General features: G+C 40.9%; 13 protein-coding genes and 1 pseudogene. 4 read left to right on the top strand and 10 right to left on the bottom strand.

The features are described from left to right. The first annotated feature begins 1 nt into the window (after nucleotide 1). Together xdhB and xdhC are read left to right on the top strand one after the other, a co-directional pair. Nucleotides 2-2,377: a xanthine dehydrogenase molybdopterin binding subunit gene (gene xdhB, locus NQ782_RS10990; RefSeq protein WP_057093348.1), complete on the top strand. Its 2,376-nt coding sequence runs from the start codon at nucleotides 2-4 to the stop codon at nucleotides 2,375-2,377. A 6-nt stretch (nucleotides 2,378-2,383) separates the two neighbouring features. Next, the gene (gene xdhC, locus NQ782_RS10995; RefSeq protein ID WP_086231028.1) at nucleotides 2,384-3,367 is read left to right on the top strand and encodes a xanthine dehydrogenase accessory protein XdhC; all 984 of its coding nucleotides are present in this window, start codon (nucleotides 2,384-2,386) and stop codon (nucleotides 3,365-3,367) included. A gap of 10 nt (nucleotides 3,368-3,377) precedes the next feature. Here the strand turns inward: xdhC and NQ782_RS11000 are convergent, their stop codons facing one another. The 3 genes from NQ782_RS11000 to trpD are packed head-to-tail and all read right to left on the bottom strand — an operon-like array spanning nucleotide 3,378 to nucleotide 5,948. After that, nucleotides 3,378-4,073, bottom strand: coding sequence for a Smr/MutS family protein (locus tag NQ782_RS11000; RefSeq protein ID WP_000066126.1), 696 nt, complete (start codon nucleotides 4,071-4,073; stop codon nucleotides 3,378-3,380). Between the two features lie 9 nt (nucleotides 4,074-4,082). Next, nucleotides 4,083-4,889 carry an indole-3-glycerol phosphate synthase TrpC gene (gene trpC, locus NQ782_RS11005; RefSeq protein ID WP_057093351.1) on the bottom strand — a complete coding sequence of 269 codons (807 nt, stop codon included), beginning with the start codon at nucleotides 4,887-4,889 and terminating at the stop codon, nucleotides 4,083-4,085. 9 nt (nucleotides 4,890-4,898) lie between these two features. Beyond that, entirely contained in the window at nucleotides 4,899-5,948 is a 1,050-nt protein-coding gene (trpD, locus tag NQ782_RS11010; RefSeq protein ID WP_001982145.1) for an anthranilate phosphoribosyltransferase, read from the bottom strand. A 355-nt stretch (nucleotides 5,949-6,303) separates the two neighbouring features. Between trpD and NQ782_RS11015 the strand changes: the two genes are divergently transcribed. Both NQ782_RS11015 and NQ782_RS11020 read left to right on the top strand, forming a co-directional pair. Further along, a complete protein-coding gene (locus NQ782_RS11015; protein WP_057093352.1) occupies nucleotides 6,304-9,036 on the top strand; it encodes a TonB-dependent siderophore receptor in 2,733 nt (910 codons plus the stop codon). 67 nt (nucleotides 9,037-9,103) lie between these two features. Beyond that, on the top strand, nucleotides 9,104-11,815 hold the full coding sequence (locus NQ782_RS11020; RefSeq protein ID WP_228147611.1) for a M1 family metallopeptidase: 2,712 nt from the start codon (nucleotides 9,104-9,106) through the stop codon (nucleotides 11,813-11,815). 96 nt (nucleotides 11,816-11,911) lie between these two features. Here NQ782_RS11020 and NQ782_RS11025 read toward each other — a convergent pair whose 3' ends face one another. The 7 genes and pseudogenes from NQ782_RS11025 to NQ782_RS11055 form a co-directional block, all read right to left on the bottom strand. Beyond that, nucleotides 11,912-12,496, bottom strand: a complete 585-nt coding sequence (locus NQ782_RS11025; protein ID WP_005109690.1) for an aminodeoxychorismate/anthranilate synthase component II — start codon at nucleotides 12,494-12,496, stop codon at nucleotides 11,912-11,914. 114 nt (nucleotides 12,497-12,610) lie between these two features. Further along, nucleotides 12,611-12,880, bottom strand: coding sequence for a hypothetical protein (locus tag NQ782_RS11030; RefSeq protein WP_000529848.1), 270 nt, complete (start codon nucleotides 12,878-12,880; stop codon nucleotides 12,611-12,613). Then, nucleotides 12,881-13,072, bottom strand: coding sequence for a hypothetical protein (locus tag NQ782_RS11035; protein WP_019767537.1), 192 nt, complete (start codon nucleotides 13,070-13,072; stop codon nucleotides 12,881-12,883). Next, on the bottom strand, nucleotides 13,069-13,293 hold the full coding sequence (locus NQ782_RS11040) for a hypothetical protein (protein ID WP_001286975.1): 225 nt from the start codon (nucleotides 13,291-13,293) through the stop codon (nucleotides 13,069-13,071). The genes NQ782_RS11035 and NQ782_RS11040 overlap by 4 nt, the downstream gene beginning before the upstream one ends. Continuing rightward, nucleotides 13,290-13,679 (bottom strand): hypothetical protein, encoded by a 390-nt coding sequence (locus NQ782_RS11045; RefSeq protein ID WP_267581193.1) that lies wholly within the window; start codon nucleotides 13,677-13,679, stop codon nucleotides 13,290-13,292. The genes NQ782_RS11040 and NQ782_RS11045 overlap by 4 nt, the downstream gene beginning before the upstream one ends. Further along, the gene (locus NQ782_RS11050) at nucleotides 13,680-13,931 is read right to left on the bottom strand and encodes a hypothetical protein (protein WP_000654850.1); all 252 of its coding nucleotides are present in this window, start codon (nucleotides 13,929-13,931) and stop codon (nucleotides 13,680-13,682) included. A 1-nt stretch (nucleotide 13,932) separates the two neighbouring features. Further along, nucleotides 13,933-14,192, bottom strand: a pseudogene (locus NQ782_RS11055) (hypothetical protein); the annotation flags it as partial.

Consider the following 14,192-nt stretch of genomic DNA (forward strand, 5'->3'; position numbering starts at 1 on the left):
CATGAATCAAAATATTGACTTAAGGGTTTCTAAAAAATCCGCTAAAGCAGGTGATTCGATTCCACACGAGAGCGCGCATTTACATGTGACGGGGCAGGCAACTTATATTGATGATTTACCTGAGCTTGAAAATACATTGCATTTGGCAGTCGGATTCTCGAATTGTGCCAAAGGCAAAATCAGTAAGTTTGATTTAGATGCAGTACGTCAGGCTGAGGGTGTTTATGCAGTTTTTTCGGCAAAGGATATAGAGGTTGAAAATAATTGGGGGCCAATTGTTAAAGATGACCCAATTTTTGCCGAAGAGCAGGTTGAGTTTTATGGACAAGCCTTATTTGTGGTCGTTGCCGAGAGTTATCAGCAAGCCCGTCAGGCAGTTCGTTTAGCAAAAATTGAGTATGTGCCCGAAACTCCAATTTTAACGATTCAAGATGCAATTAAAAAAGAATCGTGGGTGTTACCACCTGTTGAATTTAGCCATGGTGAAGTTGAGCAAGCATTTCAAAATGCAGCTCATCAACTTTCAGGTGCTATTGAGCTGGGTGGGCAAGAGCATTTTTATCTTGAAGGGCAAATTTCCTATGCGATTCCACAAGAAAATCAGAGTTTAAAAGTCTATTGCTCGACACAACATCCAACCGAAATGCAGTTACTGATTTGTCATGCATTAGGCATGAATATGCATCAGGTCAGCGTGGAAAGTCGCCGTATGGGCGGCGGTTTTGGTGGTAAAGAGTCACAGTCAGCGCAGTGGGCATGTATTGCCTCTTTGGCAGCACAAAAAACGGGCCGTCCGTGTAAATTACGCTTAGATCGTGATGATGACATGAGTGCTACAGGCAAACGTCACGGTTTTGCTTATGAGTGGTCTGTGGCTTTTGATGACAGTGGTGTTTTGCAAGGCTTAAAGGTACAACTGGCTTCAAACTGTGGTTTTTCGGCTGATCTTTCTGGGCCAGTGAATGAACGTGCGATTTGCCATATTGGCAATGCCTATTATCTAAATGCAGTTGAGCTACGTAACTTGCGTTGTAAAACCAATACTGTTTCCAATACGGCATATCGTGGTTTTGGTGGACCGCAAGGCATGTTTGTGATTGAAAATATTATTGATGACATTGCTCGTTATTTAGGTTGCGATCCGGTTGAAATTCGTCAGCGCAATTTCTTTGCCGAGCAGCCCGGCGCTGGACGTGACCGTATGCACTATGGGGCAGAAGTCCGTGATAATGTTGCGCCAAAATTGGTAGCTGAACTATTGCAAAGTAGTGATTACGTGAAGCGTAGACAGACTATTCATGCCTTTAATCAGAATAATGACATCATTAAGCGTGGTATTGCGTTAACCCCATTAATGTTTGGTATTTCATTTAACGCTGTGCATTACAATCAGGCAGGTGCACTGGTCTATGTGTATATGGATGGTACTGTCGCGATTACACATGGTGGTACAGAAATGGGACAGGGGCTATATACCAAAGTACGGCAGGTTGCTGCACATGAGTTGGGTTTACCCATCGATAGCGTTCGTTTAATTGCAACCGATACTTCTCGTGTGCCAAATACTTCGGCAACTGCAGCATCGAGTGGCGCAGATTTAAATGGTAAAGCTGTTCAAAACGCCTGTATTAAAATTCGTGAGCGTCTGGCAAAACTTGCAGCAGACATAAGCGATAGTGACGCAGGGCTAGTCCAGTTTGAAAATAGTATGGTTTCAACAGCGAATGGCCATTCATGGACATTTCCTGACTTGGTTCAACGGGCATATATGGCACGTGTACAACTATGGGACAGCGGTTTTTATAAAACGCCAGAAATTCACTATGATCAGGTCAACCATTTGGGGCGTCCATTTTTCTATTATGCCTATGGTGCAGCGGTCAGTGAGGTCGCAATAGATACCTTAACTGGGGAAATGAAAGTATTACGTGCCGACATTTTGCATGACGTCGGGCGGTCAATTAACCCTGCAATTGATATTGGACAAATTGAAGGCGGGTTTGTGCAAGGGATGGGATGGCTCACGACAGAAGAGTTGTATTGGCAGCCGCAGGGGCCACACGCAGGCCGTTTGTTTACCCATGCACCTTCAACTTACAAAATCCCGACTAGTGTGGACATTCCTCATATTTTTAATGTCAAACTGTTTAATAATCAAAACCAGGCAGACACCATCTATCGCTCTAAAGCGGTAGGTGAACCGCCATTTATGTTGGCATTATCGGTTTTCTCTGCAATTCGTCAGGCAGTACAGGCGGCTATTCCAGAAAATGCACCGCTCGTACTCAATGCTCCGGCAACTGCCGAGGAAATTTTACGTGCAATTGCGATTGGACGGGGACAAGCTTTGGCTGCTCGCCCACAGGCTAAAATGTAGAAGATTATGCAACATTTACAATGGTGGACTGATTTTGTAGCGTGGCAAGTCGATGCTCTGCCTATGGTATTGGTCACAGTGGTCCGTGCTGATGGTTCTACGCCACGAGAGGTTGGTGCAACGATGTTATTGCGGTTTAATTTGCAACAGCAATGGCAGCAGTCAGATACGATCGGTGGTGGGCATTTAGAGTTTCAGGCGATTGATATTGCTAAAGCAATGTTAAAAGAATCGGAAACTTGTGTGAGACGTATTGAACGTTTTAACCTCAGTGCTCGGTTGGGGCAGTGTTGTGGCGGAGTAATGTGGTTATTGTTTGAAAAAATATCACCCGCTGAAATTGCGTCGGATTTGTCTGGAAGTTTGCAAGCATGGCGAGCTGGCAAGCATATATGGCGTAACGTTTCACATCAATATGCATCCACTTGGCAGACTATGGATATGGAACAACAACCAAGTTTCGAGTTTCATTCTGGCAGCAGTGAAGAATGGCAATTTGGTCAGCAGATTCAACCAAATACCATACAAGTGCTGATTTGTGGCGCGGGGCATGTGGGTGAAGCAATTGTCCGTTGTTTATTACCTATTGGTGTGAGGGTGAAATGGATTGATCCGCGTGATGATATTTTCCCATCCGATTTACTGGAACAGGTGCAATGTTTAACGACTGATACCTTAGAAGCTGAGATTGAGCATTTTGACCGTTCAGGTGCAATTTTAATTTTAACTCATGATCATCAACTAGATCTGCAACTGTGTTTTACAGCCTTAAAACCTACGGCAAAACCATTTGCTTATGTTGGGATGATTGGCTCAAAAAGTAAAAGGGCCATTTTTGAAAAACGTATGCAGATGCGAGGTTATACTCCGGAAACTTTGCAACGTTTAGTTTGCCCGATTGGGATAGAAGGGATTTCATCGAAACAACCTGCAACGATTGCCATTGCAGTAGTTGCTCAATTATTACAGGTATTTGATGTAAAAAAATGATCCCAAAGGATCATTTTTTTTGTTCAAATTTTGGATTTTTTTCTGCACGTTTAAGCAGTACGAGAACGGCACCTGTGCCACCTTGGTTTTCAGGGGCACTTACAAATGCCAAAACATCACGATGTTGACGTAGCCATCCGTTGACATAGGTTTTTAAGACCGCTTCAGGGCCTTTACCATGCACAATTTTAATGACATTTTGATTTTCATCTTTTGCCATCTGGATGATTTGTAAAACTGCGTCACGTGCTTGTTCAATGGTACAGCCGTGTAAATCTACAGCTTCAAACCAACGCATCTTGCCTGCTTTTAAGTCTTCAAAAACCTTATGTTGAAGAGTCGCAATGCGATAGCTTAACGTTGCTTGGCTTGCGACCGGATTTAAAGCAGCTTGTGTATCTGATAGCTCGGCATGTTCGGTATCACGACCACCTTCGGCAGCTGCACGTTTCGCCAGAGTTTGTGCATCAACTTTTTTGGCACGTGGGGTTTTTACATCGGCAATATTACTATTGTTGATGGGTTTAACGCCTGCAACAGCCTGCTTAAATAGATGTGTGTCTTCCAATTCTTCAGACTCAGCCTGAGATTTTTTAGACTCAGGCTGATTTGCGATTTTGCTTGAATGAGGATTGGAGATTTGCTTTTTAAATTGCTTCAATAACTTTTGTTGCTCTTTAGAAAGCGATGAATCTTTATTACTCATATATCTTCATTAAACCGTTTGAGGTTGTCCAAAAAGGGCAGTAAAAGCTTGATCTGGACGTGGTTGTTTCATAAAACTTTCGCCAACCAAGAAACTGTGAATATCATGCTCTTGCATCATACGTACATCATCTGGTGTCGCAATACCACTTTCAGTGATCAATAAACGTGAGGCCGGAAGTAATTTTTTCAACCGAATAGTAGTATTTAAATCTACATCAAAGGTTTTTAAATTACGGTTATTTACGCCTAATAAACATTGCTCAGAAAGCTTTAAGGCACGCTCTAACTCTTCTTCGTCATGGACTTCAACCAATACATCAAGTTGATGCTCAAACGCAGTTTTAGACATTTCTTCGAGTTGCTGGTCAGACAAACAAGCAACAATTAATAAAATACAGTCAGCATGCAAAGCACGTGCTTCAACTACATTGTACGGGTCGACCAAAAAGTCTTTACGTAAAGCAGGTAGGGTACAATGATGACGAGCAATCGCAATATTTTCATCTGCACCCTGAAAGAAATCAACATCGGTCAATACCGATAAACATGCTGCTCCAGCTTGTTCATATTGCTGAGCAATTTCGGCAGGATTAAAGTCTGCGCGAATGATTCCTTTTGATGGAGATGCTTTTTTAATTTCAGCAATCACGCCCGGACGTTTATGTTGTAAAGCATTTGCAAAGCCACGCACCGGAGTCGCTGCTTTTGCAAGCTCTTCTACATCTTGCAAATTACGTTGTTTTAAACGCGCAGCAAGTTCCTCATGTTTACGGTCAACAATTTTACCTAAAATGGTATTTTGAATATTAATCATGAGAAGTCCTTAATCTGCCTGAGATTGTTTTAATGTTTTAGTAAATTCAGCTAAAACACTCATTTTCTCTAATGCTTGCCCGCCGTAAATAATATCTTGAGCGAATGCAACAGCCTGAGCATAAGTCTTGGTAATGCCTGCTACATAAATGCCTGCGCCTGCATTAAGCGCAATCATGTTTGCAGCTTTTTCACCAATATCAGATTTATTTTTGCTTAAAGCATCTTTAATGAGCTTTAGACTCGCCGTTGCATCTGCGACAACCAAACCATTTAATGTTTGTGACTCAATCCCGACATCTTCAGGATTAAGGGTCCATTCCGTAATTTCACCGTCTTTAAGCTCAGCAATAGTTGTCGGAGCTGCAAGACTGATTTCATCAAGACCATCTTTTGAATGGACAACCATGACATGTTCGGCACCAAGTTGTTTCATCACTTCGGCAATCGGGCGACAAAGTTCATCTGAAAACACACCAATGACAAAGCGTTTTACACCAGCCGGGTTGGTCAGTGGACCGAGTAAATTAAAAATACTTCGAATACCAAGTTCACGACGTGGGCCAGCAGCATATTTCATGGCTTTGTGGTGGTTTGGAGCAAACAAGAAACCCACACCCATTTCACGGATGCAGCGTTCGGTTTGTTGCATATCTAAATCAAGATGAATGCCTGCTTGTTCAAGTAGGTCTGATGAACCTGATTTACTTGAAACGCCACGATTACCATGTTTTGCAATGGTCGCACCTGCTGCAGCAATCACAAAGCTAGACGCTGTAGAGACGTTAAATAAATTTTGTCCATCACCGCCAGTTCCCACAATATCTACTAAATGTTTGATATCGCTCACATCGATCTTGATCGCAAATTCTCGCATGACACGTGCGGCCGCTGTCATTTCGTCAATGCTTTCACCTTTCATGCGTAGGCCCATCATTAAAGCACCAATTTGTGCTTCGGTTGCCTCACCTTGCATGATGCTGCGCATAATTTCTTCCATTTGAGGCTGAGTCAAATGAATGTTCTTGGTAATGTGGTTGAGCGCCTGTTGGATATTCATAGTCATGATTTACAGCATTAATGATTAAAATTTTTAGGTGAAGTTGATCGAGTGTGGGAGGTTCGGCCTATTGCGTTCCATGATTCACTAGCTAGGGGGCTATGTTAGCAGAAAATAATCAAAGATTTTTGCTGTTCGATAAGAGTTTTAAAAATTTTGCTCAGTTAGGGTATGCGTTTGAGTCATAAACAGAATTTATTTATTGAAAAAGGTTTTAGTTTATTGTGAGTTTTTATGATAAATAATTAACCATTTGGTATATCTTAAACATCAATATATCTAGAAAAAATGTGTATAAATCAACCAAATAAAAGTGGATATAGTAGGGCGATCTTTATTTTGTCTATTAATAAATATGTATTTAAATAACTTGAAATATGTAGGGGCTTTAAAAAATAAGCGCTCATTTATTTTTGTATTTGTTGCACTGTTTCATCCATTAAAAAGCTATGCGCAAGAAACCGTAGAGCAAACACAAAACCAAGCTAAACCTGATAAAGTAGTCCGTGTTGCAGTAACAGGATCTCGAATTTCAAAAGCACAAAAAGATGGCCCGACTAGTGTGACCGTCATTACCGCAGCCGATATTGAAAAACAAGGTTTTAGTAATGCATTTGACGCACTCAATAACCTGACGCAAAACACTGGTTTTGTGCAAGGTGCCGATTATGGAAATACTTTTACACCTGCAGCGAACGCCATTAGTTTGCGAGGTCTGGGACCCAATCATACTTTGACGTTAATTAATGGACATCGGGTTGCAGACTATCCTGTACCGTACGACGGTTCTGTCAATTTCGTAAATTTAGCCAATATTCCAACTGCTATTATTGACCGTATTGAAATATTAAACGGTGGCGCTTCTGCAATTTATGGTTCAGATGCAATTGCAGGTGTGGTGAACATTATTCTGAAAAAGAAAACAGATGGCACACAATTTAATATTAAGGCAGGTGGAACCAAAGAAGGTGGTGAAAATTTACGTTTACAATTGAGTGGCAGTAAGACTTTAGACAAGCTTAGTCTTGTTTATGGGATTGAACTCAGTGGCCGTGAGCCGATATGGGCAGCCGATCGAGATTTTATGTCGAGCCGAACTCGTTTAGGAGAAAAACCCGACACGGTTGTGGGTCGTAAAAATGCTGATACTGGAAAATATCTTTCAATTGGTGGGTGTCAGGCCTTTAATGGTTTATTTAACGGATCAGTCAATAATATTGGACAAGCAGGGGCGGACAATTGTGCCAGTGGTTTGGCTCGACCGACTTATTGGACTGTTCAAACTCAAAATCGCAGTCAAAATGGTTATCTCGGTTTAGATTATGAGTTAAATGATAAAACCCAACTATTTGCCGATTTTTTAATTGGGGCAAATCAAATTGAAAATAATACCCGTAGTCCGATATGGACTTCTCTTGGCGCATCAAGTGGTTATTTCCTAAATCAAGATTCGGGAAATTATGAAATTTGGAATCGCCGCTTTGCACCTGAAGAATTAGGCGGAGTAGAACGAATAAATAAAAAATGGAAAGAACTTTCTTCTAACTTAAATTTTGGAATTCGAGGCGATATTGGAGAGACGAGCTGGAGTTATGAAGCAGCCTATAATGGTTCCATCTATACCAGTCAGCTACGCCGCCAAGGCTTATTACGTTCGAATGTTGATGAGTACTTCTTAGGTCAGCAACTTGGTACAGATGCAGATGGTATTCCTATTTATTCACCTCATTTAGATCGTTTAAGTCGACCACTCACAGCAAGTGAATTTGAAAGTATTTCGGGCACAACAAAAGAAAAAGATAAGTCGTGGGCGCAAAGTTTAACCTTAAGCGCGAATGGTGACGTATTTAAGTTACCTGCAGGAACGGCCAAACTTGCGACTGTGGCCGAAATTGGGCGTCAAGGTTTTTCGATTAAGCCAGATCAGGCAGTTGAAAATGGTGAGTTTTATAATACGAGTTCTAGTGGAGAATATAGTGGTACTCGTACACGCCAAGCACTTGGTGCAGAATTATTCTTACCTTTAGCAAAGCCATTAAATTTAACCTTGTCCGGACGTTATGACCGTTATGCTTTGTCAGATAACAGTATTGATAAGCTAACTTTCGGTTCAGGCCTTGAGTTTAGGCCACATCCGACTTTATTGGTGCGCGGTAACTACGCGACCAGCTTTCGTGCACCAGATATGAACTATCTGTTCTTAAATAAACAAAAAGGTTATTTCGAAAAGACCACCGATTATTTACGTTGTAGCCAAACGGGACAATCTTTAGATAAATGTACCTTTAAAGATTACGCACCTGGGGCGAACTACACTTTAACCGGAAACAAAGAGCTTAAACCTGAAGAGGGTAAATCTTATGGTGCAGGTTTTGTTTGGTCGCCAACCAATAAGTTTGACATTAGCGTCGATTACTGGGATATCAAAATTGATAATCTTGTGAGAAATTTGAGTGATGACAAAATTCTACGTTTAGAAGCAGATTGTCGTTTAGGCAACCAAGATATTAACTCTGCGGCCTGTATTGATGCTTTGGCACGTGTAGAGCGTAACCCTGCAAATGCAGTTGTCGATCCAAATGTAATTAAGAATATTAATATCGTTCCGATTAATGCAGCATCAGACCATACCCGCGGGATTGATTTCACTAGCAGATGGCGCTGGAAAACAGACAGCTTTGGTAACTTTCTCTGGACGGTAAATTATAGTCGTGTACTAGAACATGAATATCAACAATCAAAAGATCACGAGAAAGATGACTATTTAAAAGATTTAACCATTCCTGATTGGCGTGACCGTTTTAATACCAGTCTCAGCTGGAGCTTTGGTGATTGGGCATCAACAGTATTAGTTAATCGTTATGGCAAAATTCCAAATGGTAACCAAACTGCCTATTTAAGCCCAACGTATTTGGTGAACTGGAGCGGTACTTATCAAATCTCTCCAAAAGCTTCTGCTTCAATCATTATTAATAACTTGTTTGACAAAGTGAAACGAGATGACACAGGCGGTTGGCCGTATTATCCGATAGGATCATATTCACCATTCGGCCGTCAAGGTTGGTTGGAGTTTAACTATAAATTCTAAGAATGATGTATGGATGCAGTGAAGTGGTACAGCATTTGCTGCATCTTTTTATTTAAAACTACAGAGGATAAAACCCCTTATGCTGGTCAAGCCTTCATTTAAAAAAAGATTGTTACTTACAACATTATTATCTTTATCGGCAACTCAAATTTTTGCATCAAATAACAGTGAACAAATCCCGGTTGGTAAATTACCCGAGTGGGTTGTACCCGAATCTTATGATTTAGATTTTAAGATTGATCCCGCACAAAAAGGCTATACCGGTAAAACTACTATTCATTTAAAGCTGGCTCAAGCCACAGATCACATCTGGATTCATGGAAAATCTTTGACGGTTAAAGATGTGAATATTACATCGGCACAGGGTACTAAAACCAAGGCAAAATATGAGCAAGCCTCTGAAGTAGATGGGGTGAGTAAAATTAAATTTGCCAAAACCTTGCCCGCAGGCCAGTATCAACTCGTTCTAGATTTTAATGCTGCGTACGACCAGCAGCTCGATGGTATTTATAAAATTGAGTTTGAGGGAAAACCTTATGTGATGACGCAAATGGAAGCAATTAGTGCACGCCAGTCATTCCCATCATTTGATGAACCACGTTTTAAAACGCCGTTTAATATTCGTTTGACGATTCCAAGCAAATATTCAGGTTTTGCCAATACCCAACAAACGTCGGAGCAAGCAGAGAAGTCGGGTTGGAAAACACTCAGTTTTGCACAAACCAAACCACTACCAACATATTTACTCGCATTGGCTGTCGGACCGTGGCAATTACAAAAAGGGCCTGATATTGGAGCAACTTCATGGCGTAAGCAGCCGATCCAGTTACGTGGTATTGCACCTGATACTAAAGCTGAAAAAATGCAGCATGCTTTATCTGAAACACCAGCCATTTTAAAAACTTTAGAAGATTATTTTGCCTTTGGTTATCCATTTGACAAGCTCGACTTACTTGCCGCACCAGACTTCGCAGCAGGGGCTATGGAAAACCCGGGGCTAATTACTTTTAGAGACTATCTAATGTTGTTAGATAAGGACTCACCAGTATCTTTTGTACAGAATTCATTTAATGTCAATGCACATGAGCTTGCACATCAATGGTTCGGTGATGTCGTCACGATGCCGTGGTGGGATGATTTGTGGCTAAATGAATCTTTTGCCACATGGATGCAAAGTAAAATTACTCAAAAATTACATCCCGAATTTAATGCTGACCTAGAACGTATTACAGACACCGCAGATGCGATGAAAAGTGACAGCTTAGTGAGTGTGCGCCGTATTCGCCAGCCTATTTTAAGCAATGCCGATATTCAAACGGCTTTTGATGGCATCACGTATCAAAAAGGTGCGGCTGTTTTAAATATGTTTGAAAGCTATTTAGGCGAAGAAAAATTCAAACAAGGAGTGCGTAATTATATTAATAAGCACCAATATGGTAATGCGACAGCTAATGATTTAATTAGCGCTTTAGCAGAGCAGTCTGGACAAGGTGAGCGCTTTACTAGAGCGATGAAAAGTTTCCTTGATCAACCGGGTGTACCTTTACTCAATACTTCACTACAGCAAGAAGGCAATAAAGTCTTTTTAAATGTGAAGCAAAGCCGTTATTTACCTGTGGGCTCAAAAGGTGATGCAAGAAGCCTCTGGGGTGTACCCTTATGTGTACGTTATGAAGTTCCAAATGCAGGTAGTAAAGTGCAATGTGAATTGGTAGACCAAGCAGAAGCCAAAATTGAACTCAAAGGTGCCAGCCTTGACAGTTGGTATATACCAAATGCAGATGCGGCGGGATACTACCAATTTAGTTTGCCACAGAAAGAATTTACTCGTCTGACTGCTGCTACAGAAAAGCTTTCTAACACTGAACAGTTGGCTTATGCCTATGCAATTTCAGCTGCATTTAACCACGGTGATATTAATTTGTTGGCTGTCGTAGATGCTGCGAAGAAATTTGCCAATTCGAATAGCCGACAAATTAGTACAGCGCTGTTTTCCCAGTTAAGTACCATTCATCGTCATGTATTGAAAACAGAAGCTGAACGTGAACATTTTAGAAAAGTCTTAGCTAATTTATATTTACCAAAATTAAATCAGTTGGGTTATGTCAGCAAAACAGGTGAATCAGCTGAAGACAGTTTATGGCGTAGTGAGTTGGTTAGATTTCTTGCTTTAGATATTCAAGTTCCTGAAGTTCGTACCCAACTGTTAAAACAGTCAGATGCTCTATTTGCTCAAAAGCAGCTTAATTTTGCGCAAGTAACACCTGAATTATTGCCAACTATTTTGGCTGTACGTGTACAAGAAAAGGGCCAATCTGCTTTTGATCGTTTATCTGGAGAGTTACAACGCGTGACTCAACCGACACAACGTCTTGCAATACTTACAGCCTTGGGTTCAGCAAATCAAGAAGCAACGCGCCAACAAGCACGTCAGTTGATTTTAAATCCGCGGGTTAAAGTAGGTGAAGTTCGTACCGTGGTTAACTCCATCAATAATTATGGAGATGAACAAGGTGGCTTATGGTCTTGGTTTAAGGTAAATCATGACGCCGTGTTTGATCGTTTAGGTAAATCTTCGGCTGGGCGTTTCCCTGCAATGTTCAGTGGGGCAGCTTGTACCCAACAACAAGCGGCACAGTTAAATGACTTTTTTGCACCACGAACTAAAGAGTTGGTTGGGGTAGAAAGAGGATTGAAACAAACCAAAGAACGTATTCAACTCTGCGAATCTTTGGTGGCAAAACAAGATGGATCGATTGTGCAGCAGTTAAAGTTGTAATTGATTCAGCCATAAAAAAAGCCAACTGATCGTAGTTGGCTTTTTTATTAAGGATTCTTATCAAATTACTTTTAAAACAATCTATTTACGGCTGGCTTATGCGTAGATCTCTAAAAAGTTTTTAAAGATTTGATGGCCATGCTGACTCAAAATTGATTCAGGATGGAACTGCACACCTTCAACAGGGAGTGTTTTATGTTTAACACCCATGATTTCTTCCATTGAGCCATCTGCTTCATTGGTCCAGCACGTTACTTCAAGACAGTCAGGTAGGGTTTCCTGATCAATCACTAATGAATGATAACGAGTTGCCGAGAATGGGCTAGGAAGATTACTGAAAATACCTTTATTGCTATGGTACATATCAGATAAACGTCCGTGCATCACCGTTTTGGCTCTTACAATTTTCCCGCCAAAAGCTTGCCCAATACTTTGATGGCCTAAACACACCCCAAGTAAAGGAATTTTTCCGGCAAAATGATTAATTGCAGGAATTGAAATACCTGCTTCACTTGGAGAGCAAGGGCCAGGGCCAATCACAAGATATTTTGGTTGCCATCGTTCAATATCCTCTAATGTGACTTGATCATTGCGAACTACTTTTACTTCCTGATTCAACTCGCCAAAATACTGGACGATGTTGTAGGTAAAAGAGTCGTAATTGTCGATCATTAGAAGCATTTTAGATTCAACTCACTAATATATAAAGGGATTTTATTTTGGGGTGATTTTGATACTCAATTTGGTACTCAATATTGAAAAAGTACCTATCTCATTGTATAAAATAAAGCCACCTCAATAGGTGGCTACTTTACCAGATTCTTTTGTGTCTGTAACGACAGATTGCACGTAGGACAATAACCAAAAACTTTTTCGCCCATCCTTGTATGGCCTTTGGTATCTGCCTTCACGAATCCGAGCGTCTAGAGTTTCAGGTTCGATATTGAGCATGTGTGCAAATTCTTCACGACCAACTCGGCGTTCTTCTTTTGACTGAGCAATACGTTCAGCTACAGCAACAATCTTTTCTAGAATGCTAGCCTCTATTTTAACTATTTGTCCCATTTACCCCTCCTTACTTTCCGCTTTAACAAAATCTGTACCTTCTGGATCTATCCCAAAATATTCACAAATTTCTGTAGCTTTTGTCGCACCTGGCCCATGTCTGGATACATGAACCCAATTCAAAACGTACTTTGGCTTTTTACTATTCATGAGAGCCATTAGATAAAGTTGCTCAAAATCGAGACTACTCATTCTTCACCAACCCTTTCAATCACTGTTTGGATTGCTTTCAAAGTCATGTCTTGATCAACTGGATTCATCAAAAGTGTTGTGATGTGCCAGCACTTAGTTTGATATTTTTGTGCATCTGCTTTGTGAGCTTTACAACGACGATCCAATTCTTCATTAAACAGAAGTAACTCTGCATGTTCTTGCTGAAGCTGCTCAAGTGTCATGTGCATATAGTCACTCATCCCTCAGCTCCTGATTCGCTTTCCAGCTTCATTGCACCTTCTTCTGGATACTCTCTTATATAAACGTAGTAACCACTGCCGCTATGAGCTTCATCAAACCAAGCAATTGTTAATTCAGTTTCTAAAAGTTCTGGATCTTTGTTTGGTGCACCAAAGTTTGCTGCTGCATATAATTGCTCACAGGTTAAGTAAATCTTTTTCTCTGGCACCGTCTCGGCTTTGGCTTTATTCCATAACTGCCAAGCATCATTAGTTACAATATTGAAATAGCCATTCATTGTTTCACTGAATGCTAGGATGTCATTTTTACGAATAGCACTTTCACGTTTAAAAATTTCTGTAGTTTTGAATTGTGATTCAAAAGGGATACGTTCATTACCTGTCATTTAAGCCACCATCTCTGCATATTCTTCTTTAGTCCACTCAACAAACTCTTTATAAAGTTGTTGTGCTGGTTTATTTAAACGGTTGTTGTAGTCGATCGTTATGCGGCGCCAAGCGACTGGTACCGCATAATGTTTTGTTAGGAACATTGCTTGATCCATGCCTTGCCGGACTATTACGTAGCCCAGCAATTGCAAGTAGTACATAAAACCAAGCATGTGTTTTTGGCTCACTTTCTTGTACTGATCTTTCATGTTAGAAACCGTCCACTAATAAATAATCAGGGGTAGATTCTTGTTGAGTAGGTGTAGGATTCTCTAATTCATAGCGGCGTTTTCTCACATACCCCATTAGCTTCGGTTGAATCTGCGGATCTCGTGCAGCCACGTCTATTTCCAAAGCATCTAGCGTTGTAAGGTCTGGTGCAGTTTGGATTTGAACCATTAAAGAGGGTGGCTCATTAGCAGATGCCTTTTCTTTTTCTAGCTCTTCAAGACGTTTGTGAGTGGCGAGAA

The organism is Acinetobacter sp. BD54 (genome assembly GCF_044778325.1).
In the GTDB taxonomy this organism is placed as follows: Bacteria; Pseudomonadota; Gammaproteobacteria; order Pseudomonadales; family Moraxellaceae; genus Acinetobacter; species Acinetobacter baumannii.

What these genes read in the sequence shown, in the direction of transcription:
- NQ782_RS11050 (WP_000654850.1), bottom strand. Translation starts at nt 13,931, where the DNA reads ATGAAAGATCAGTACAAGAAAGTGAGCCAAAAACACATGCTTGGTTTT.
- trpC (WP_057093351.1), bottom strand. Translation starts at nt 4,889, where the DNA reads ATGATTAATATTCAAAATACCATTTTAGGTAAAATTGTTGACCGTAAA.
- NQ782_RS11000 (WP_000066126.1), bottom strand. Translation starts at nt 4,073, where the DNA reads ATGAGTAATAAAGATTCATCGCTTTCTAAAGAGCAACAAAAGTTATTG.
- NQ782_RS11015 (WP_057093352.1), top strand. Translation starts at nt 6,304, where the DNA reads ATGTATTTAAATAACTTGAAATATGTAGGGGCTTTAAAAAATAAGCGC.
- NQ782_RS11035 (WP_019767537.1), bottom strand. Translation starts at nt 13,072, where the DNA reads ATGAGTAGTCTCGATTTTGAGCAACTTTATCTAATGGCTCTCATGAAT.
- NQ782_RS11030 (WP_000529848.1), bottom strand. Translation starts at nt 12,880, where the DNA reads ATGGGACAAATAGTTAAAATAGAGGCTAGCATTCTAGAAAAGATTGTT.
- NQ782_RS11025 (WP_005109690.1), bottom strand. Translation starts at nt 12,496, where the DNA reads ATGCTTCTAATGATCGACAATTACGACTCTTTTACCTACAACATCGTC.
- xdhC (WP_086231028.1), top strand. Translation starts at nt 2,384, where the DNA reads ATGCAACATTTACAATGGTGGACTGATTTTGTAGCGTGGCAAGTCGAT.
- NQ782_RS11045 (WP_267581193.1), bottom strand. Translation starts at nt 13,679, where the DNA reads ATGACAGGTAATGAACGTATCCCTTTTGAATCACAATTCAAAACTACA.
- NQ782_RS11040 (WP_001286975.1), bottom strand. Translation starts at nt 13,293, where the DNA reads ATGAGTGACTATATGCACATGACACTTGAGCAGCTTCAGCAAGAACAT.
- trpD (WP_001982145.1), bottom strand. Translation starts at nt 5,948, where the DNA reads ATGAATATCCAACAGGCGCTCAACCACATTACCAAGAACATTCATTTG.
- xdhB (WP_057093348.1), top strand. Translation starts at nt 2, where the DNA reads ATGAATCAAAATATTGACTTAAGGGTTTCTAAAAAATCCGCTAAAGCA.